At 36.7% G+C, this 22,136-nt stretch carries 18 protein-coding genes and 4 tRNA genes; 17 read left to right on the top strand and 5 right to left on the bottom strand.

The window, feature by feature from the left end; translation table 11 throughout:
- Positions 1 to 154 precede the first annotated feature (154 nt).
- A complete protein-coding gene (locus KO509_RS01655; protein ID WP_215971546.1) occupies positions 155 to 1,966 on the top strand; it encodes a nitrilase-related carbon-nitrogen hydrolase in 1,812 nt (603 codons plus the stop codon).
- 71 nt (positions 1,967 to 2,037) lie between these two features.
- Here KO509_RS01655 and tsaA read toward each other — a convergent pair whose 3' ends face one another.
- From tsaA to metG, 4 genes are all read right to left on the bottom strand, one after another.
- Positions 2,038 to 2,775 carry a tRNA (N6-threonylcarbamoyladenosine(37)-N6)-methyltransferase TrmO gene (tsaA, locus tag KO509_RS01650; RefSeq protein WP_215971545.1) on the bottom strand — a complete coding sequence of 246 codons (738 nt, stop codon included), beginning with the start codon at positions 2,773 to 2,775 and terminating at the stop codon, positions 2,038 to 2,040.
- A gap of 1 nt (position 2,776) precedes the next feature.
- Positions 2,777 to 3,211, bottom strand: coding sequence for a rcsF protein (locus KO509_RS01645; RefSeq protein ID WP_215971544.1), 435 nt, complete (start codon positions 3,209 to 3,211; stop codon positions 2,777 to 2,779).
- 31 nt (positions 3,212 to 3,242) lie between these two features.
- Complete coding sequence (locus KO509_RS01640; protein WP_215971543.1) at positions 3,243 to 5,384, bottom strand: cation:dicarboxylase symporter family transporter; 2,142 nt, start codon at positions 5,382 to 5,384, stop codon at positions 3,243 to 3,245.
- 127 nt (positions 5,385 to 5,511) lie between these two features.
- Positions 5,512 to 7,638, bottom strand: a complete 2,127-nt coding sequence (gene metG, locus KO509_RS01635) for a methionine--tRNA ligase (protein ID WP_215971542.1) — start codon at positions 7,636 to 7,638, stop codon at positions 5,512 to 5,514.
- Positions 7,639 to 7,721: 83 nt separating this feature from the next.
- Between metG and apbC the strand changes: the two genes are divergently transcribed.
- A complete protein-coding gene (gene apbC / locus KO509_RS01630; RefSeq protein ID WP_215971541.1) occupies positions 7,722 to 8,897 on the top strand; it encodes an iron-sulfur cluster carrier protein ApbC in 1,176 nt (391 codons plus the stop codon).
- 67 nt (positions 8,898 to 8,964) lie between these two features.
- On the top strand, positions 8,965 to 9,570 hold the full coding sequence (dcd, locus tag KO509_RS01625) for a dCTP deaminase (protein ID WP_215971540.1): 606 nt from the start codon (positions 8,965 to 8,967) through the stop codon (positions 9,568 to 9,570).
- A 10-nt stretch (positions 9,571 to 9,580) separates the two neighbouring features.
- On the opposite strand, the gene KO509_RS01620 is transcribed toward dcd, so the two are convergent.
- Entirely contained in the window at positions 9,581 to 10,486 is a 906-nt protein-coding gene (locus KO509_RS01620) for a gluconeogenesis factor YvcK family protein (RefSeq protein WP_215971539.1), read from the bottom strand.
- A gap of 449 nt (positions 10,487 to 10,935) precedes the next feature.
- On the opposite strand from KO509_RS01620, the gene KO509_RS01615 reads away from it, so the two are divergent.
- The 14 genes from KO509_RS01615 to proQ all read left to right on the top strand — a co-directional run bounded on the left by KO509_RS01615 (position 10,936) and on the right by proQ (position 22,072).
- A tRNA-Ala gene (locus tag KO509_RS01615) sits at positions 10,936 to 11,011 on the top strand.
- Positions 11,012 to 11,084: 73 nt separating this feature from the next.
- Positions 11,085 to 11,160: transfer RNA gene (locus tag KO509_RS01610), tRNA-Glu, on the top strand.
- A gap of 108 nt (positions 11,161 to 11,268) precedes the next feature.
- Positions 11,269 to 11,344 (top strand) — tRNA-Glu (locus tag KO509_RS01605).
- 204 nt (positions 11,345 to 11,548) lie between these two features.
- Positions 11,549 to 11,624 (top strand) — tRNA-Glu (locus tag KO509_RS01600).
- A gap of 225 nt (positions 11,625 to 11,849) precedes the next feature.
- Positions 11,850 to 12,554 carry a GntR family transcriptional regulator gene (locus tag KO509_RS01595; protein WP_215971538.1) on the top strand — a complete coding sequence of 235 codons (705 nt, stop codon included), beginning with the start codon at positions 11,850 to 11,852 and terminating at the stop codon, positions 12,552 to 12,554.
- A 10-nt stretch (positions 12,555 to 12,564) separates the two neighbouring features.
- A complete protein-coding gene (gene prpB / locus KO509_RS01590) occupies positions 12,565 to 13,470 on the top strand; it encodes a methylisocitrate lyase (protein ID WP_215971537.1) in 906 nt (301 codons plus the stop codon).
- Positions 13,471 to 13,549: 79 nt separating this feature from the next.
- Positions 13,550 to 14,674, top strand: a complete 1,125-nt coding sequence (prpC, locus tag KO509_RS01585) for a 2-methylcitrate synthase (RefSeq protein ID WP_215971536.1) — start codon at positions 13,550 to 13,552, stop codon at positions 14,672 to 14,674.
- A gap of 167 nt (positions 14,675 to 14,841) precedes the next feature.
- The gene (gene acnD, locus KO509_RS01580; protein ID WP_215971535.1) at positions 14,842 to 17,445 is read left to right on the top strand and encodes a Fe/S-dependent 2-methylisocitrate dehydratase AcnD; all 2,604 of its coding nucleotides are present in this window, start codon (positions 14,842 to 14,844) and stop codon (positions 17,443 to 17,445) included.
- Between the two features lie 206 nt (positions 17,446 to 17,651).
- Positions 17,652 to 18,830 carry a 2-methylaconitate cis-trans isomerase PrpF gene (gene prpF, locus KO509_RS01575; protein WP_215971534.1) on the top strand — a complete coding sequence of 393 codons (1,179 nt, stop codon included), beginning with the start codon at positions 17,652 to 17,654 and terminating at the stop codon, positions 18,828 to 18,830.
- 103 nt (positions 18,831 to 18,933) lie between these two features.
- Entirely contained in the window at positions 18,934 to 19,614 is a 681-nt protein-coding gene (locus KO509_RS01570) for a DUF2057 family protein (protein WP_215971533.1), read from the top strand.
- Positions 19,615 to 19,681: 67 nt separating this feature from the next.
- Entirely contained in the window at positions 19,682 to 20,485 is an 804-nt protein-coding gene (locus KO509_RS01565; RefSeq protein WP_215971532.1) for an SIMPL domain-containing protein, read from the top strand.
- Positions 20,486 to 20,555: 70 nt separating this feature from the next.
- The gene (locus KO509_RS01560) at positions 20,556 to 21,080 is read left to right on the top strand and encodes a GAF domain-containing protein (protein ID WP_215971531.1); all 525 of its coding nucleotides are present in this window, start codon (positions 20,556 to 20,558) and stop codon (positions 21,078 to 21,080) included.
- On the top strand, positions 21,077 to 21,367 hold the full coding sequence (locus tag KO509_RS01555) for a hypothetical protein (protein ID WP_215971530.1): 291 nt from the start codon (positions 21,077 to 21,079) through the stop codon (positions 21,365 to 21,367). Before KO509_RS01560 ends, KO509_RS01555 begins: the two co-directional genes overlap by 4 nt.
- A 39-nt stretch (positions 21,368 to 21,406) precedes the next feature.
- Positions 21,407 to 22,072, top strand: a complete 666-nt coding sequence (proQ, locus tag KO509_RS01550) for an RNA chaperone ProQ (protein ID WP_215971529.1) — start codon at positions 21,407 to 21,409, stop codon at positions 22,070 to 22,072.
- Positions 22,073 to 22,136 lie beyond the last annotated feature (64 nt).

Raw genomic sequence — 22,136 nt, 5'->3', positions numbered from 1 at the left:
ACATATATAGTTAAAAATTAGCAAATGTAAGCTTAGCAATAGTTTTTGATGTGCTTTGTGTTGTACTATCACGCCCATCATGTGCAATGTGTTCTGTTATACAATTCACATTTTTAAAATAAATAATCATTCGCTCTATGGAAAAGTATAAACTATGCGTGTAGCCGTTACTCAGTTTGCCACCACTTCAAGCACACAAGAAAATTTAGCAACTTGTATCCGTATAATAAATGACGCTGCGGTGTGTAAACCCATGCTAATTGTTCTTCCTGAATATAGTAATACGTTGAGTGAGTGTAGTGATCATAATCAAGCATGGAATGCAGCGCTAGAAATCAATGGTAGTTTCTTACAATGTATTGCTGATCAAGCAATAAAACATCATTGTTATATTGTTATTAATGTTACTTTACGAAGAGACCCTTCACGTGATCATCAAGATGGCGCTATTAAATCAAATATTACGGTAACGTCTTGTTTATTTTCACCATTAGGAGAGCTTATTCAACAAAAAGATAAACACTCGTTGATAGGGCATGAGCATGACTTTTATATTTGTACAAGCGAAACTGCAGATGTAGCCACAACGCCATATGGAAAATTAGGCCTATTAAATGGTAACGATGATATCACTTTTGAAAAATCGAGAAAATTAGCGTTAGGTGGCGCGCAGTTATTGTGTAATTCTGTTAACACCTTTGCGCTTGATCAAAGTTGTTTATATGATCCTGCTCGTGCTTATGAAAATAACGTGTTTATCGCGACAGCTAATAAAATCGGTGCATTAATTTATCCGGTACGTCACCAAGTAAGTCATCAAGAATCATCACAAGATTTTATTGCTCAAAGCAAAGCTAATGATTTTACAACGCAAACGGCTCAGTCGAGTAATTCGGGAGTAGGGAATAGCCAAATTATTTGTCCTAGTGGTTCAGTACTAGCACAAATAAAGCATAATAAAGAGGGCTATATTTTTGCTGATATCGATTTAATAGGTACAGGTAAAAAAGTTGGACTGCATAATAAAGTTCGTCCTGATGGCTCTAAAGTGCTTAAACAATTACGGCCTGAGTTATATCAGGCATTAAGAGAAAATATTAATCAATCTGCATTACATAAGCATGCTTTGGTAGATAAAAATATAGCAAAAACAGCTAATGTCGCTATATATGCTACCTATAAATCTAATGAAGAAGCAATTGAAGATGTTTGCCATTATATTGAAAATAATCTTAGCGATATTATTCAATTACCAGAGTTGTTTTTTATCGCTGATAAAGCAATAACAAATGATGTTGAAAAACGTAAAACAATTGCGAGTTTGAGCCTACAGCTCATAACTAAAATTAGTGCAGTGTTGAGACCTTTTCAGTATGTGTGTACCAGTTTAGTTATTGAAGGAATACATCAGGCGGTTCTAATAAATCAACAAGGTTTATTGGCAACACAACAGCAATTACACTTTTGTAATAGGTATCAGTGGACATCATTAGGCGATAAATTAACTATAATAGCGTTGCCACTAGAGCAAGGTAATATTACTGTTGCAATGTTAACAGCCGATGATGCTAACCTACCTGAAATAGTAAAAGTTGCCGCGTTGAGTGGCATTCATTTATTGTTGCTACCCTTTGATATTCAAGAGCCCAGCGAGGTCGAGTATAATATTCTGTCTCTAGCTGCTGAGAATAGGATTTGTGTTGTCGCAGGGAGTCGTGAGAAAAACTTCTCTAATGATCTTTTAGCTAATGAAGCGTCGAGTAGCCCGAGTAACATTAAGAGCCAGAACAAAATAAAATGTCAAAAATCGACAGGGTTAATTGTTAATTTAACAACAGACTATGCTTTTTTACCTCAATGGAAGCCAAGAAAATTTACTGGTTATATAAACCAACCTATTGTTAAATACCAATATGGTAAAATTACCAAAGCAGTTGTTCACCCTATAGCGGCTTGTAATAAATAAGAAAAATAAAAAATAAGTGAACACACAGGAGAATAGCTTTGTTCGAAATTTAGTTGCGATAAAGCTAAATCTTACGGTAGTTCAGTAATTTGAATAACTTCTATTGTCTCTACATTTAGCATCCGCCATTGAATATTTAGGTTATATAAATGCATGCCATAAACCTTTTCATCAAGCTTATTTTGTTTGTAAGCAGGGCGAGGATCTTGCGCTAATACTTGTTCGATAAGTAAGGATAACTCAGGTAATCGCTGTGTTAATCTGGTTAAAATTTGCCGTGAATTTTCTGAAAAGGTAATGTTTAGCTTACTATTAGGTTGATGTTGAGCAAAGCCAGCACATGCATTGGGTAAGGCGTCTGAATAGCTAATATAAGGCTTTATGTCTACAATAGGTGTTTGATCTAATAAATCCATCCCCGATATATGTAAAATAATATTTTGTTCTACGGTTTCAATGCTATCGAGTTTAACCACGGACATCCCAATAGGGTTGGGTCTAAAGGTTGAACGTGTTGCAAGTACTCCTAGCTTTTTATTACCACCAAGGCGAGGTGGTTTCACCAATGGCTTCCAGCCTTGCGCTTGTGTGCCATGAAAGACAAATAATAGCCAAATATGGCTAAACTGCTCTAGTCCTCTAACACTATCAAGTGTATTGACATCATTAAGTAATGCGATAGTGCCTTTGGCCGCATCCACTAACCCAGGTTGACGAGGTATCGCAAACTTCTCTTTATAAGGAGAATTAACAATACCAATGGGCTTTATGTTAATGCTAGGAGCACTCGTTAAGTTTGTTTCAATCATGTCACTTGGTTACTTCAATGGCATAAGCTTTTGCATAACAGATAACAATGGCATGGCATTGTTGCGCATCAGCACTGTCATTTAGTTGGGCTAACCGTTCGTGGGCTAATAAGGCACATTGTGAAAAAACGATACCATTAGCTCCTTGATCAAATGCCAACCTTCTTGCTTCAGTTCGTGCATTAATCTCATCAGGCTCTGCGTGATGAGGCTTAATTTGGCAATCTTGACCCTCAACAATCCCCACTAATTGATAACGAGCGTTAATGTCTTTTTCGCTTTGATAAATTTTAACGTGACTGGCAGAGAAATAATCACTAAAGTTATCTTTATCGAGATTGGTTGAGACAAAGCTACTACTACAACTGGCTAATAAAAGCAGTAAAGGGCTAACACATAGCTTTAATGTTCTGTTCATATTTAATTTTGTGTTCAATTTCATCTTGGTTAGGCTCTATTGTTATGTACTATTTAAATTCTTCTTTTCCGGCAATCCAATATTGAAATAATTGATCAATATTGTTGTTTTGCTTTTTCATGTGTATCCAGTTACGCATAAATAATTCAAAAGCGGTATCTTTGTTATTAATAGCAAAAGCCATTGATAAGGGAGCTTGCGCTGGTTTTGGCGTTACTACTGTATATTCTGGGTGTAATAAAGTCCAAGCTGAAGCCGTTGGAGCCCCAATAAGCATGGCGTCAATATGTTCGTATTCTTTTTTAAAATATAACCTTGGTGTAGATATTTCCCAAATTGTGCCGTGTTCAAAATGACGATTCACTAAGTTTTCGCTGTAGTATAATTCAGGGATACCAATAATTAGTTGTTCATTATTAATAATTTTTTCCCAAGTGGTAAATTCACTCCGCCTGCCATCGTGAACGATAAAAGCAAGAGATTGAGTACTATATGGCACAGTTAATGTGAATTTCTTCATATTGTTAGGAATTAAAGGAATGCCGGTTGTCATATCCAAATAACCTGAAGAGAGTAGTTTTTGTGCTTCATTATGGAAAATTCGCACAAATTCAATATCTACCTCTAAATCATCTGCGAGTAGGTTAAGCACTTCAATGTCAAAACCGACAAGTTTTCCCTCATTATTATGAAAAGCATAAGGTAAGTCATCTCTAAAATAACCAACACGGATAAAGCCTCGCTTACTTATACGTGTTAACACATCAACATTGGGTTGAGAGTTAGCCTTGATATTAGTTGGTGCCTCTAACACCTTACTTTGGGAGTTATACATAATAAAGTCACGTTCAATAAACTTTGTATACCCTTGGTATTGATAACTAATGCTGTCAAAAGTAAACCTTAATGCGATAAAGGCAATAACAGATAATACCGGAAGAAGGATTAAGTATTTGTTAAACTTAGACCATTTAAATGTAAGTTGTTTTAACATACTTGTCGCAATTAATATTGCTAAGCTTGACGAGAATACCACAGAAAGCAAAGCGCTAAGGCGACCGACAATTAAGTTTTCAGCGACTAAAAATAATTCATACATTGAGCTAGGTACATTGAATATTTCTAATAAATTTGGCATAGCCACTGAGCTTGAACTAAATAATTGGGGTAAACCAGCAGTAAGTAAATAAAGGTAATGGCTTGCACTGACTTCTGAGCCAGAAAACCAGGCAGCGAATAAAACGAATAATAAAGCTAAAAGTTTACCGCCTATTGGTAAGCTAAAGCCAATAGGCACAATGATGCTAGGCGCAATAATAGCATCAGTGCGTAAATGGGCATTATCTACCGGCATTTTTTCAATTAACTGTTTTGTTTTTTCGACAATTAATGGAATAACAATAAAAAAGCTTCCGGTTGCAAAGGCAGTGATCATTGCTTCACGTGAGGCCTTTAGTATTTCCCTATAACCCAAAGGTGTAATAGTGGCAATAATTGCAGGTATTATCAAAAAGGCTAAAAGCAGCACTAAAACACTGGCGGAAACTATATAAACAAGTAACCCATCTATTTGTGAACTATCAATTGTTGCTGCAGCACGTAATGCAATACAAAAAATGGCTAATGGCGCTAATTTAATCACCATAGAGCTAACATTAATAATGGCTTTGTTTAAACCTATTAAAGCTAATAAGGTTTGCTTTTTAGCTTTTACCTTCATTAAGCCGATGCCAACCAGAATACTAAACATAACAACGCTTGGAATTAAACCGTTAGCAAAAGAATAAAAAGGATTAGTGGGAATAAAGAGCTTAATAATATCGAGATCTTGTACTGTTTTTATTGTACTTAAGCTATAAAAATCAGCACTTTCCCAGTCTGGAAAGGCAATGGGCGTAATTAAAATAAAAAGCAATACGGTTGCGGTTAATGAGATAAGAATAACTAAACTTTTTTTAATCGTACCGCTTATTCTATGCTCTGAGAGGCTACCTATACCAATAATTAATGATAACGCAATATAAGGAAGCGCTGTCATTTGTAATAGCATAACAAAGGCGTCTGCTATTTCATTTACCCCCGAATAAACGGTTGATGTGGTTGCACCAACAACTAAACCGATAAACATAGCGATTAAAATTAGCAAGGAAGCCGGTGTGTTGCTTAGCAAACTTGTTAGTTTTTTTACCATAATAATACTCATGTTTTTATAGGTTTAATTAGTTTAGCTTGACAAAAAAAAGGTATCGCGTTATGCCATACCTTTTTTACGAGCGCTTCATATAAAATGAAGTTGGTAGTGATAACAGTAAGTTATTTTATTTAACTCGCATACCTGGTTGTGCGCCATCATCAGGGTTTAATATCCACAAGTCTTCGCCGCCTGGGCCTGCAGCTAACACCATACCTTCAGACATGCCAAAGCGCATCTTGCGAGGCGCTAAATTGGCTACCATAACCGTCTGCTTGCCAATTAAATCTTCAGGTTGATAAGCCGATTTTATACCAGCGAATACTTGACGAGTTTCTGTGCCATCATTATCAAGTGCTAATGTTAATTTAAGTAGTTTATTGGCTTTTTCAACATGCTCAGCATTAATTATTTTAACAATTCTTAAATCAATTTTAGCAAAATCATCGAACTGAATCTCTTCACTAATAGGATCTGCAGCTAATGGATTAGCAAGTGCAGCAGAATTATCGACAATTTTTTCTTGTTTCTTTTTCTTATTATTTGTTTTTTCTTTTTTAGCGTCCGTGCTTATAGCCGCTAAATTTTCTTTCGAAGCTTCTGTGACTGCATTAACTTTATCCATATCTACACGTTGTAACAGTGCTTTAAACTTATTGATTTTATGATCAGTTAATAGTTTTTTATGACCATCCCAAATTAATTCATCATTTAAAAATGCAGCAGTGCTATCGGCAAGTACTGGTAAGACAGGTTTTAAATAAATCATTAAGGTACGGAACATGTTGATACCTAAAGAGCAAATATCTTGTACTTCTTGCTGTTTAGTTTCGTCTTTCACAAGCTGCCAAGGTTCTTTTACCGCAATGTACTCATTAACTTTATCAGCAAGTGCCATAATTTCACGCATACCACGACCAAAATCACGGCTTTCATAATGTGCGGCAATGCTATCACCAGCATTCATAACTTCGTCAGCAAGTGCTTGGTTATCAATATTTGTTGATAACATCCCATCAAAACGTTTGGTTATAAAACTAGCACAACGTGAAGCGATATTAACGACTTTACCCACTAAATCAGAATTAACACGTTGAGCAAAGTCTTCTAGATTTAAATCTAAATCATCGATGCGATTCGTTAATTTCGCTGCGTAGTAGTAACGTAAATATTCAGGATTTAAATGATCTAAATAAGTACGACCTTTAATAAAGGTGCCTTTAGATTTAGACATTTTCTCGCCATTTACTGTCACAAAACCATGGGCGAATACGCTTGTTGGCTTACGATAGCCAGCACCTTCGAGTACTGATGGCCAAAATAAACTGTGGAAATAGATTATATCTTTACCAATAAAGTGGTATAGCTCAGCGTCAGAATTTTCGGCCCAAAAACTGTCGAAATCAATGTTTGAATTCTTATTACATAGATTTTTAAAACTTCCCATGTAGCCGATTGGTGCATCTAACCAAACATAGAAAAATTTACCAGGAGCATTTGGAATTTCAAAACCAAAGTAGGGAGCATCACGGCTAATATCCCATTGCTTTAAACCTTGCTCAAACCATTCTGAAAGCTTGTTAGCCATCTCTTCTTGTAATGCGCCACTGCGAATCCATTCTTTTAACATACCTTCAAAGGCTGGTAAATCGAAGAAGTAGTGCTCCGAATCTTTTAGTACCGGTGTGGCACCAGAAACAACTGAGCGCGGGTTAATGACTTCAGTTGGTGAATAAGTTGCGCCACATTTGTCACAGCTGTCGCCATTTTCATCTTCTGATTTACACTTAGGGCAGGTGCCTTTTACAAAACGATCAGGTAAAAACATACCCTTTTCAGGATCATAAAGCTGCGAAATAGTACGTGTCTTAATATGACCTTTAGCATGTAATTTATTATAAATATCACTCGATAAAGCTTGGTTTTCTTCACAATGCGTTGTGTGATAATTATCAAAACTAATGTGGAAATCAGCAAAATCAGCCATATGTTCATCACGAACTGCATTAATCATTTCTTCAGGTGTTATGCCTAATTCTTGTGCTTTAAGCATAATTGGTGTGCCGTGAGCATCATCAGCACAAACAAAATAAGTTTCATGTCCGCGCATTCGTTGGAATCGTACCCAAATATCTGTTTGAATATGCTCAAGTAAATGTCCCAAATGAATTGATCCATTGGCGTAAGGTAATGCGCAAGTAACTAATATTTTGCGTTTTTTTGGTAATGTTTGCGAAGAAGTAGCTATAGACATGAATAAATAGTGTTTTTTGATGGTAATAATGGCTGCAATAGTACAGAATTTAACGTTTATACTCAAATAATTAATGTGACAATATGTTCGGTAAATTCTTCAATAATAAAAGTGAAAATAAAAAATCATCCACTAGACCGCGACTTCAAAACGATTCTAAAAGTGCTTTACCTACCATTGATTTAACAACGGCAGAAAAAATTCAAGTGATAGAAGAAGCATTAACAAGCTATCAATCACTAAACTTTCCTCAAGGTGTGCTTGCTGTTTGTCGTGATTTTAAAATACATACAGAAAAATCGAACAGAATACTGGTTGAGTTAACTCTGCCTTTTCCTTGCCAAGGAGAATTAGATACACTTGCCACTACCTTATCAACTTCTTTTGCTCAGCAAGTTGATTTTGAAATAACACTTAATGTCAATACGGTACGTTCTTCTGCTCTTAATGGCGGTAAGATTAAAAACATTATTGCTATTGCTTCAGGTAAAGGTGGGGTAGGTAAGTCAACTACCGCAGTAAATCTTGCTTACGCACTAATTGCTGAAGGGGCTAAGGTTGGCATTTTAGATGCAGATATCTATGGTCCCTCTATTCCAACATTATTAGGGCTGAAAAATGCTAAACCTGGATCTAAAGATGGCAAATTTATGATTCCGTTAGAGGCTCATGGTTTACATGCTATGTCGATAGGATTTCTTGTTGATGAAGGAGATGCTACGGTTTGGCGAGGTCCAATGGCGAGTGGTGCGTTTAATCAATTACTAAATGAAACGGCGTGGCCTGAATTGGATTACTTACTCATTGATATGCCACCGGGTACAGGGGATATTCAATTAACTTTGGCGCAAAAAGTACCCGTAGCCGCTGCCGTTATTGTTACAACGCCACAAGACATTGCCTTGATTGATGCTGAAAAAGGAATTGCTATGTTTGATAAGGTGCAAGTGCCTGTTTTAGGTATTATTGAAAATATGAGTTATCACTTATGTGAAAACTGTGGGCATAAAAGCCATGTTTTTGGAGAAGCTGGGGGCGAGAAAATGGCAAAATCAAAACAAACACAATTACTTGGTCAATTACCGCTTGATATTAATATTCGCCAAGATGCTGATTTTGGTGAATCAGACATCATCGAAAATAGCACTGGTGATATAGCATCTTTGTACCGTAGAATAGCACGTAATATTACGGGGCAACTTTTTCTACAATTTGATAATGCTAGCCCACTAACGACAACTGTTATATATACAGACTAATCGAACGTTAATATACATAACGTAATGCACATCAATAATATAAATTAATAATACAAGAACAATCATTATGAGATTAAGCGATAAAGATATAGAACAATACTTAGCAGATGAAGAAATAATTATTTTACCAAAGCCCGATAGTTCAATGATTTCAGGGGTAAGTGTTGATATTCGCTTAGGTAATGAATTTCGTGTTTTTCAAGCCCATGCAGCACCGTATATTGATTTAAGTGGTCCAAAGGTTGAAATGCAAGCCGCCATGAACTCAGTGATGAGTGAGGAAATTAATATTGCCGATGGTGATGCTTTTTTTCTACACCCAGGAGAGCTGGCATTAGCCGTTACTTATGAGTCGGTTACTTTACCTGATAATATAGTGGGTTGGTTAGATGGACGCTCTTCACTGGCTAGACTTGGTTTAATGGTGCACGTTACCGCCCATAGAATTGATCCTGGTTGGTCAGGACAAATTGTTTTAGAATTTTACAATTCAGGAAAGCTACCATTGGCGCTTCGCCCAAAAATGAAAATAGCTGCACTTAACTTTGAAACTATGTCATCAAGTGCATTGCGCCCATACAATAAAAGAACTGATGCGAAGTACAGAGATCAAAAGGGAGCGGTTGCAAGTAGAATTAGTGAAGACAAACAATCTAGCAACAAAGAAGAATAGGGTGGAGGTCTCAACCGACTCTTTTTTTGTAATCAACACTCGCTAAACAATCTTCCAGTGCGCTAATGAGTTTCTTTTTATCATGATGATGAGGAACTTTATTATGCGCTAAATCACGACAAATAATATTCACTTTTTCTGACGTAACATGTGGGTCTTGGCAAATAACACTGTCAATAGGTAAACAGCCAATATTATCTTGGATCCAAGTTAAGCGCTCATCTATCGTTAACTTAGCTGCGGGGCTATTTTCTAGTACTACGTTATCAATAAATACACAGTGACCTTTCCTATTATTGATAGCGTTACTAATATCCCTTATTAATAATGGCGGTACGATACTTGTTAAAAAACTACCTGGGCCTAAAATAATAAGATCAGCATTGTTGATAGCATCAATACAAGGCTTTATAGACTTCACTAAAGGCGCTAGCATTAAGTTTTTGGGCATAATCGGCATTTCATCAACAGAAAGCTCTCCAACGCGGCAACGTCCTTCTGGATAAAACGCCATTAAGTCGGTTGGTGTCTCAGACATAGGTAATACTTGTGTACGTACTCTTAACATTCGTCTAACAAGTTTAATTGAGTCTAAAGGTCGAGATTGTACTTGTCCCAAACCATATAAAATAAGATTACCTAAATTATGACCACCCAACTCATCAGCACCATCAAAACGAAAATTAAAAAGTTGACTACCGATAGAATCATTATCAACCAGTTCAGTTAAACAATTTCTTAAGTCACCCCAAGCAATAGAACTACTGCGTTTTCTTAATTTACCTGTTGAACCGCCATTATCGGTTGTTGTTACTATACCTGTTAGTTTATCGCCCATAAATGAAAGTGTAGATAAAACTCTTCCTAAACCATGGCCACCACCAATAGCAACAATATTTAATTGATTTAACTGCATTCTATAATTTAAAACTCTATTGGGGGATTAATTGATATGTTTTGTGTGTGAACAATACCTGTAATCGCTAAAAAAAGAAAGTAGAAGGATATGTTGATAATATTTAGTTAATAAATGAGTCATCAAGTTTAACAACTTCTTTGAACGCAAATTACACAGTCAAACAACTAGTTAGGCAAAAAACAATCAACTTGTTCTTTATCTAGTCACTCAAACACTATTTTGCAATATTTTCGATGTTTTTTAAAAAAAAGTGTTGACACTTTCGAGGTCGCTGCTTAGAATGCGCCTCGTTTTCAGGAAGACTTCAATTAACGAAATTGATGGCGAAAGAGAATGTACTTTCTTAGTATTTATAGTGAGGAAGTAAATGCACTTAATAGCTATTAGGCCAGGTATTAAATGTAACTGTTTGAATTATTTCTTTTATTAGAATTGTTTAAGCAAGCGGGGCTATAGCTCAGCTGGGAGAGCGCTTCGCTGGCAGCGAAGAGGTCTGCGGTTCGATCCCGCATAGCTCCACCAATATTTAGGTTTTTTGTTGATGTTTTATATTCAACAAAAAATAGATAGTTTTAACTTGTTTTCAAGTTTTAGTGTCCCTATCGTCTAGAGGCCTAGGACACCGCCCTTTCACGGCGGTAACAGGGGTTCGAATCCCCTTAGGGATGCCACTATTCTTTAATAGTCTATTTATATAAATAGAGTGTTAGAATATTAAGTTTGCTTATACTTATAAAATAATAAGCACTGTTCAGAATTGGTGATTTACCAGTTTTAGTGTCCCTATCGTCTAGAGGCCTAGGACACCGCCCTTTCACGGCGGTAACAGGGGTTCGAATCCCCTTAGGGATGCCACTTTCTCTTTTAATAAGGAAGTGCATATAAAAAGTGAATCAGTTTTCTTATACTGAATTTTTCGAAAAGAGCAATCTTTAAAGGAAAAATAAATAAGAGTTTAGAGTTTTAATTTTTACATCATTTGATGGTGTTGAAAATTAAATCACCAGAGTGATCTGGTAGATAGTTTTATTAATAATTAAATATAATTGTTAATTCAGTGTCCCTATCGTCTAGAGGCCTAGGACACCGCCCTTTCACGGCGGTAACAGGGGTTCGAATCCCCTTAGGGATGCCACTTTATTTACTTTTAAATAAAGTGTACAAAAAGTGAAGAAAGTATAGAAAGCCCACGCAATAGTTAAGTATTGCGTGGGCTTTTTTGCGTTTAAAAATTTTAAACAAAACAAAATTGTCGACAATTGTTAATTTGTTTACTTGTAATTTATTCCTAATCAGCTATTATGCTTATTCAACCTTCAATTTGTCGACAATCTTAAAATATAACTAAGACTTAATTTATATGCATTTAATAAACCCTACAAAGACTACCGCAATAACAACAGCAGATAAAGTATTTGAACAGATGCAATACGCTATTGTTGAAGGTGAGATTCCAGCTGGTAGTAAAATAAGTGAACCTGAATTAGCCAAACGATACCAAATAAGCCGTTCGACCTTACGTGAAGCGTTAAATCGTTTAGAAAAGTGCCATTTAATCGAACGTAAAGCGAATGTAGGCTCTAGAGTAGTTAGCTGTACTATTGAAGGGTTACTAGAACTTTATATTACCAGAGAAGCGCTTGAAGGAATGGCTTGTCGCCAAGCTGCATCAAATATGTCTGATCAAGAAATTGACGAGATGAAAGAAATGCTTAAAGCGCATAGTCAAACGCAAGAGTTGAAAGATGGTGTTGCTTATTATCAAGAAGAGGGTGACCTCGACTTTCATTATAAAGTGATTTTAGGCAGTCATAATAAACAATTAATTGATCTAATTTGTGGACAATTATATCACTTAGTTCGAATGTATCGATGTCAATTTGGTATGAATAGCCCGAGAGCTAGCCGTGCATTTAATGAACATTATCAAATTATTCAAGCGATTAGCGATAGAGATGGTGAGTTAGCTGAAATGTTAATGCGCCGTCACATTGCTGCATCAAGAAAAAATATTGAAAATAAAATAATGCAACAAGCGTTGTTAGAAGTTAACGAAAATAAGTAGAGGAAATATTATGACTAAGCATTCACTCGATAAACCAAAGTCTGCTGGCGCTAAATTTCGCCAAGCATTAATGAATAATAAACCACTTCAAGTTGTTGGTACTATCAATGCGTATTGCGCAATGATGGCTGAGCAATTAGGCCATCAAGCTATTTACTTATCAGGAGGTGGTGTCGCTAATGCTTCCTATGGTTTACCTGATTTAGGAATGACTTCTTTAAATGATGTCGTTGCTGATGTAGCACGTATTACTAGTGCATCTTCTTTACCGTTATTAGTTGATATAGATACGGGGTGGGGGGGAGCATTTAATATTGCCAAAACTATACGTGATATGGAAAAAGCTGGTGCTGCCGCAGTGCATATAGAAGATCAAGTTGCGCAAAAACGTTGTGGCCATCGCCCAAATAAAGAAATTGTTTCCACTGAAGAAATGGTTGATCGTATTCGCGCAGCAGTCGATGCGCGTGTTGATCCTGATTTTTTTATTATGGCGCGTACTGATGCGTTTGCACAAGAAGGCATTGAAGCGGCACTTGAACGTGCAAAGGCTTATGTGGCAGCAGGGGCGGATGGTATTTTTGCTGAAGCAGTGAAAACAGAAGAACATTATCGTGCTTTTACTGAAGCGCTAAATGTACCCGTACTCGCCAACATTACCGAGTTTGGTGAAACGGAGTTATGGAACAAAGAACAGTTAGGTGAATGGGGTTGTGGCATGGTGCTTTACCCATTATCAGCATTTCGTGCCATGAACAAAGCCGCTGAATCAGTTTATAAAACCTTATTAGCTGATGGTGATCAAAAAGCTGAAATAGATAACATGCAAACACGTATGGATTTATATGATTACCTTGGTTATCACGACTATGAGCAAAAGTTAGATGCACTTTTCTCCGAAGGTAAAAACAAATAATAATAATAAATAAAAGCAATGACTATCAAATAATCAGCTACTAAGTCTGATTGACGCATAAACAATTGAGGATGAGATGATGACTGAAAAAAAATTAAGTGGTGCAGGTCTTAGAGGACAAAGCGCAGGCGAAACTAAACTTTGTACTGTAGGTAAATCAGGTAGTGGATTAACATATTGTGGTTATGATGTGGCTGATCTCGCTGAAAATTCAACGTTTGAAGAAGTAGCTTATTTACTTTTTAATGGTGAGTTACCAAACCAAACACAATTAGATACTTATAAGTCAGAATTAAAGGCATTGCGGGATTTACCTGTTGCAGTGAAAGAAGTATTAAAACTGATTCCTAAAGAAACTCACCCTATGGATGTTATGCGTACAGGGTGTTCTATTTTAGGTAACATTGAACCTGAAAATGACTTTTCTGAACAAAAAACGGCCGCAAATCGCTTATTAGCGGCTTTCCCTGCAATCATGTGCTATTGGTATAAGTTCTCACATGACGGTATTGAAATTGACTGTATGACTGATGAAGAGTCATTAGGGGGGCATTTCTTACGTTTATTAAACCAAGAGGAGCCATCCGAGCAGCATAAACGTGTAATGGACGTTTCATTAATATTATATGCCGAGCATGAGTTTAATGCGTCAACATTTACCGCACGTGTTTGTGCGTCAACTTTATCAGATATGTTTTCATGTGTTACTGGTGCAATTGGTACGTTGCGTGGTCCACTGCACGGTGGTGCAAACGAAGCGGCAATGGACATGATTGAAAAATTTAAGTCACCAGCTGATGCCAAAGAACAAATGGCGGGTATGCTAGAACGTAAAGAAAAGATTATGGGTTTTGGGCATGCAATTTACCGTACCTCAGATCCTCGTAATACAGTGATCAAAGCATGGTCTGAAAAATTAGCGGCTGAAAACGGAGATACATCGTTATACGATATTTCTGTCGCTTGTGAAGAATTCATGTGGGACACCAAAAAGCTGTTTTGTAATGCTGATTTTTTCCACGCATCAACTTATAACTATATGGGGATTCCAACAAAACTCTTTACACCAATTTTTGTCTGTTCACGTTTAACTGGTTGGGCTGCGCATGTTATGGAGCAGCGCTCGAACAACCGTATAATTCGTCCTAGCGCTGATTATACTGGCTCTGAACCACGTGCTGTTGTGCCAATTGCACAACGATAATTAAATGTGTTCTGTTCTTTAGTTCAATTAATAAATATACGTAAGTCAATTATGCATTTTGTTATCTATTGAGCCTAAGAGAATAGTAGAGAGTTATAAAATAAATAATGAAAAGGTATTACCTCTTGAAGTTGATGCCTTTATTTAAACATTGTGTGGACTACGTTATGAATTATGATTACCGCAAACCGTTACCTGGTGAGAATATAGATTTTTTCGATACTCGTGAAGCTGTCGACAATATTAAACCAGGCGCTTATGCTAAATTACCTTACACCTCGCGTGTATTAGCTGAACAACTAGTACGTCGGTGTGATCCTGAAGCATTAACCGATTCATTAAAACAAATTATTGAAGGTAAACAAGATCTAGATTTTCCTTGGTATCCTGCTCGAGTAGTGTGTCATGATATTCTAGGACAAACAGCTTTGGTTGACTTAGCAGGTCTTCGTGATGCTATTGCTGAGCAAGGTGGTGATCCTGCCAAGGTAAACCCAGTTGTACCAACACAGTTAATTGTTGATCACTCGCTTGCCGTAGAATCACCCGGTTTTGATCCAGAAGCCTTTAACAAAAACCGGTTAATTGAAGATCGTCGTAATGAACAACGTTTTCATTTCATTGAGTGGACTAAGACAGCGTTTAAAAACGTTGATGTTATTCCTGCCGGTAACGGTATTATGCACCAAATTAACTTAGAGAAAATGTCACCAGTGATTCAATCACGTGACGGCGTTGCTTTCCCTGATACTTGTGTTGGTACTGATTCACATACGCCACATATTGATGCCTTAGGTGTTATTGCTATAGGTGTTGGTGGTTTAGAAGCTGAAACTGTTATGCTTGGTCGTCCATCGATGATGCGCCTACCCGATATTATTGGGGTTAAGTTAACAGGTAAACGTCATCCGGGTATTACTGCGACTGATATGGTGTTGGCAATTACCGAATTTTTACGTAATCAGAAAGTTGTTTCTAGCTACTTAGAGTTTTTTGGTGAGGGAACTAAATTATTAACTATTGGTGACCGTGCAACAATATCAAATATGACACCAGAATATGGTGCATCAGCTGGTATGTTCTATATTGATGAACAAACCATTGATTACTTAAAAATGACTGGTCGAGAACCAGCGCAAGTCGCATTAGTTGAAAATTACGCTAAACATACTGGTTTATGGGCTGATGATTTAGTTGAGGCCGAATATCCACGTGTTATCGAATTTGATTTATCTACAGTCACACGCAACTTAGCTGGACCTTCTAATCCACATCGTCGTTTAGCTACGGCTGATTTAGTGTCGAAAGATATAGCTAAAAACTTAGATGCTTGTAAAGCACAAGAAGCTAATGGTGAAATGCCCGATGGGGCAGTAATTATTGCGGCTATTACTTCATGCACAAATACCTCTAATCCACGCAACGTTGTTGCTGCAGGTTTGATCGCTAAACGTGCCAATGAACTAGGTTTAATACGTAAGCCTTGGGTTAAATCGTCATTTGCACCAGGTTCAAAAGTTGCCAAGCTTTATTTAGAAGAAGCAGGACTACTTGCTGAAATGGAAAAATTAGGTTTTGGTATTGTTGGTTACGCTTGTACTACCTGTAATGGTATGTCAGGGGCCTTAGATCCTCAAATACAACAAGAAATTATTGACCGTGATTTATATGCAACAGCTGTATTATCAGGTAATCGCAACTTTGATGGCCGTATTCATCCATACGCTAAACAAGCCTTTTTAGCATCACCGCCATTAGTAGTTGCTTATGCCATTGCGGGTACAATTCGTTTTGATATTGAAAGAGATGTATTAGGTCAAGATCAAAATGGTAATGATATTACTTTGAAAGATATCTGGCCATCAGATGAAGAAATTGATTCAATTGTGGCTTCTTGTGTTAAACCTGAGCAATTTAAGAAAATTTACACGCCTATGTTTGATTTGGGTGCGTTTGAACCTGCCGAAAGTCCATTATATGCGTGGGATGAAACCAGTACTTATATTCGTCGCCCTCCTTATTGGGAAGGAGCATTAGCAGGTAAGCGTACGATGAAAGGTATGGTACCACTAGCTGTGCTTGGCGATAACATCACAACGGATCATTTATCACCATCAAATGCTATCCAGTTAAACAGTGCCGCAGGTGCGTATTTACATAAAATGGGCTTACCTGAAGCAGACTTTAACTCATACGCAACGCATCGAGGCGATCATTTAACGGCTCAACGTGCAACTTTTGCTAATCCAAAACTTTACAATGAAATGTGTAAAGATGATAAGGGTCAAGTAAAACAAGGCTCTTTAGCCCGTATTGAGCCTGAAGGTACTGAATCACGTATGTGGGAAGCGATAGAAACCTATATGGAGCGCAAGCAGCCATTAATTATTATTGCAGGAGCTGACTATGGTCAAGGCTCTTCACGTGATTGGGCTGCGAAAGGTGTGCGTTTAGCGGGTGTTGAAGTTATTGTTTCTGAAGGTTTTGAGCGTATTCATCGTACTAACTTAGTTGGTATGGGGGTATTACCTTTAGAATTTACTCAGGGTGAAACACGTCATACTTATGGTATTGATGGTACTGAAACCTATGATGTTGAGGGCTCAACAGCGCCTGGCGCAACTATGACAGTTGTGATGAGGCGTCGTAGTGGTGAAGTTGTTAATATACCAGTTAAATGTCGTTTAGATACAGCGGAAGAAGTATCGGTTTATGCCGCAGGTGGGGTATTACAGAAATTTGCCAATGACTTTTTGGAGTCAAATGTTTAAATGATATTTTAGTCTTTATATTGGTTGGAAGTGTTTATGGATGTTTATTAATTTAACACTGTCGCTTTTGGCTAAAACCAAATTGAAGACTAAGGTTTTACTTTAAATAGATTCAATATGTTGAGTTTTATGAAAATGGCACATTGTTCTTCACCGATCATGTGCCATTTTTTAATAAATAAGCTAAATAGCAAAGGAAAAAAATAATGTCTTCAGTTCCTCAAGTGAAAATTCCTGCTACGTATATTCGTGGTGGCACGTCCAAAGGTGTCTTTTTTAATTTAACTGATTTACCAGAGCGCTGCCAAGTTGCAGGTCAAGCGCGTGATAATATGTTGTTACGTGTTATTGGAAGCCCTGATCCATATGGCAAACAAACTGATGGTATGGGGGGAGCAACATCATCAACTAGTAAAACAGTGATTTTGGCAAAAAGTGATCAAGTTGATCATGATGTTGATTACTTGTTTGGACAAGTTGCGATTGATAAAGCATTTGTCGATTGGTCTGGTAATTGTGGCAATTTAACGGCGGCAGTTGGTTCCTTTGCGATTATGTCAGGGTTGGTTAGTCCTGAACGTGTGCCAAAAAATGGCGTTTGTACAGTACGTATTTGGCAAAAAAACATTTCAAAAACCATTATTGCTAAAGTGCCTATCACTAATGGTGAAGTACAAGAAACAGGTGATTTTGAGCTTGATGGTGTTACTTTTCCTGCAGCTGAAGTGCCTGTTGAATTCCTAGCGCCTGTTGACCCTTCTGAAGCAATGTTTCCTACGGGCAATGTCATTGATCAGCTAGACGTTCCAGATGTCGGTACATTTACCGCATCTTTGATTACAGCTGGTATTCCGACCATTTTTTTAAATGCGGATGAAATTGGTTATACCGGTACTGAATTACAAGAGGCGATAAACAATGATGAAGTAGCACTAGCGCGTTTTGAAGCTATTCGTGCGTATGGCGCAATTAAAATGGGATTAATTAACGATATTGCAGAAGCAAAAGATCGACAACATACCCCAAAGATTGCCTTTGTTGCAAAGGCACAAGATTATACAACTTCAAGTGCTAAACAAGTGAGTGCAACAGAAATAGATTTACACGTTCGTGCTTTATCGATGGGGAAACTGCATCACGCAATGATGGGTACTGCTGCTGTTGCTATTGGTACTGCAGGTGCTATTCCTGGTACGGTCGTTAATTTAGCTGCGGGTGGTGGTAAACGTGAATCGGTTGTTTTTGGTCATCCTTCAGGGACTTTAAAGGTTGGCGCTGAAGCAATAGAGATTGACGGGCAATGGCAGGTAACAAAAGCAATTATGAGTCGAAGTGCAAGAGTACTTATGGAAGGTTGGGTACGTATTCCTGGCGATAGCTTTTAATTATAACCCTAGTACTTTAGCCTAGTTACGTAAAATATTGCTTTGCATTCACGCCTAGTCCGTTTATAACAGAACTTATATTAATGATTTAAGGACTTTTATTATGGCTAGGCTTCTTAACACTATCAGTTGTGTTTTATTCACATCAATGGTTTCAATGACTTTATCTGCAGCAACACTCACTGTAGCAGATAATCTTATTGTTACTGAAATTGATAATAAAGCCGTGGAACATGGCTTACTCAGTAAAAAGTCTACTTTTGAACTTAACTCCGGGAATTATGCGCTGATAATGCATTATAAAGATGTATTTGAAGATTTGGATTTTGCTGAAAATAGAGTGGTTAAATCAAAAGATTTTGTTGTTAAGCTTGCTGTTAAAGAAGAAAGTAATCTCAATCTTGATACCGTTGCTATCAAAAACCTAGCGCAAGCTGAATCATTTTCTCAATCGCCAGAATTGATATTAAAAGATGAAAAAAATAAACGAATTAATATTACATTAGAAACACTAGAAAATTACAAAATGGCTCAGCAGGTTAATTTAGCCGTTAATACCTATGTTGCAAAACAAACTATGCAGAAAAAGACAGTCTCATCATTAGAAAAAAATGTTGCTGTTACTCAATCGAGTACTTCTTTAAACGATAAAGTAACTGTCGTACAGGACTCGGGTAACACTTTGATACAAGTTGATGCATTGACTATGTTAAAATATTGGTGGCAAAATGCTTCAAATGAAGAACGAAATCATTTTACGCAATACATGACAAGCAAGAAATGATTTTTCTATCAAAATTAACTTTGGCTAAATTGTATAAATTAATATTTAGCAATCATAGGGACAAAAAATGTTAAAATTGTTAACTAAACCTTGGACTAGCGCCTTTGTCATGGGTGTTACTTTTGTGTGTATGTCACCTCAACAAGTGCTAGCAAATACACAAAACTCAGGGATTGAAGTAAGAGGGCAAGGAAGTGTATTGGCCGTACCTGACGTGTTTTCATTATCAGTATCGATAATTGAAAAAGGGCACTTCACTGATAAAATTAGATCCATTGTTGATCATAAAAGTAATCAAGTGGTCGATGTTGCAACAAATTTAGGTATTAAACCAGAGAATATAAATTCAGCCAGAGTTTCTTTACGTGTAATTAAAGACGAGACCGAAGTGAATCTACGGGGCGTTGAAGTTATACAAACGTTACCGAATCATCAAAAAAGTAAATTAACCATTGATACTAACTCGTCTAATAATGTGACGACTGTGCAACCTCAGTATTTTGAGTTAAGCAGAAACATTACCATTAACTTCTCAGATATTAAAGATTACGACCAGTTTCTAAATTCGATCATAAAAATTGGAGTACATCGAATATCACCTTTGAGTATGTCAATTGGGAATAGTGATAAATATTATCAACAGGCTTTATCAATAGCGATTGACCAAGCAAAAGCAAAAGCTATGCAAATTGCTAAACAAACAGAACAATCGTTAGGGAAGTTGATTTATGTTCAAGAGACAAGTAGTAATCATTATAGACCTGTCTATAGTGCTTCAATGAAAATGAGTGATTCTTTTGAACAACATAGTTCACAAGTAGGAAATCAAGCGATTAATGCGAGCGTTTTGGTGAAATACTCCATAGATTAGTTAATAATTTAGCTAAATTAAAGTTTCCGTTAGATAAAAGCTTTAATTTATGTGGCTTTCAAGGTATGTTATGCCTTTTAAGCCCTCTTTAAATCTTTGGATAATATCATTGGTTAATAAAATTGAATTTTATCAGGAGTTATTAGCGCAAACAGAAGCGTTAATTTTTGATGAAATAGACCCTATCGCCAACATGGCAAATATATCTGCTCTTCTTTTTGATGCGTTAGATCAAGTTAATTGGCTTGGATTTTACCGTGTTATTGACGAACAGCTTGTTTTAGGCCCTTTTCAAGGTAAAGTCGCTTGTATTCGAATTCCTATTGGAACCGGTGTTTGTGGTACTGCTGCCCAAACAAAAATGACGCAACGTGTTAATGATGTTCATCAATTTGATGGTCACATTGCTTGCGATGCAACAACGAATGCTGAAATTGTTATTCCAGTTCAGGTTAACGGTGATATAATAGCGGTTTTGGACGTTGACAGTACCAGCTTTGCTCGTTTTGACGAAGAAGACCAAAAAGGTTTAGAAGCAATAGTAAAGGTATTTGAACAAACTTTATTAGCCAGTGATGAAAAAGTAACACGATGAAAGAATTTGTAGTTATACATGACTATCTAGTTACAGCAGAAATTGTTGGTGACTGGGACGGCCAAGAAGAACTTGTTGTCGAAAAGATTAATGAAATTTACCATACATTCTATGACTTAGCAGAAGAAGATATAGAGACTGAAGTATTAGAGCAGCTATTAGCTTTAATATGGGATAACTGGATTGGGCAAGATGAATTACCTGATGTAGAATCCGATGATATTTATGATTGGTGTCGTAATATCTTAGAGAATCGAGACCAGCACCTACAAACACAAGATTATTAATTTAAACTATTTAACTGAAACTGTATAAAAGTTGTATTTATGGAAACTGAAATTAAACGTATAAGCACTAAAGATATCATTACTTATTTAACAGAAAAATTTCCAGAATGTTTTTCTGTTAAGGGCCCAGTAAAACCTTTAAAAGTAGGGATATTCCAAGATTTAGCTGAAAAGCTAAGTGATGATGAAACGGTTAGTAAAACTCGTTTACGTCAAGCATTAAGACATTACACAAGTAGTTGGCGTTATCTTAAAGCGATAAAAACCGGTGCTTTCCGTGTTGATATTGATGGAAAAGATGTTGCTGAAATTGATGAAGAGCAAGCAAATTATGCAAGCAAAACATTAAAAGAAAGCCAAGAGAAATTTGGTAAAACACCTGCATCTAATAAAAAAGCTCAAGGTGACAAAAGAGCTCCTAAAGCTAATACCTCTAAAAGTAATGATAAATCTTCTGATGAAACAAAACGTGATTCAGCTAAATTTAAGTCAGTTAAATCGACTAAACGTAAAGATGTAAAAAAAGAGTTACCGCCATTGAAAAAAGTGGATTCAGCCACAATAAAAGTAGGTAACAAAGTAAAAGTTCAATTAGGTAATTCACCTATGAATGCAACTATTACTGAAATTGCAGGGAAAGACATTAGTGTTCAACTTGACTCAGGCATGACCATTAAAACACAAATGCAAAATATATATTCGTAATCAAATTTTGGTTATTTAGTTTGAATATTAGTCATAGTTTGGTTAATTATAGTTTGGAGTAATG

Source organism: Colwellia sp. C2M11 (genome assembly GCF_018860915.1).
Lineage (GTDB): Bacteria > Pseudomonadota > Gammaproteobacteria > Enterobacterales > Alteromonadaceae > Colwellia.
Note: the sequence above shows the minus strand (reverse complement) of the source record. Positions and strands in the feature narration are given on the sequence as shown.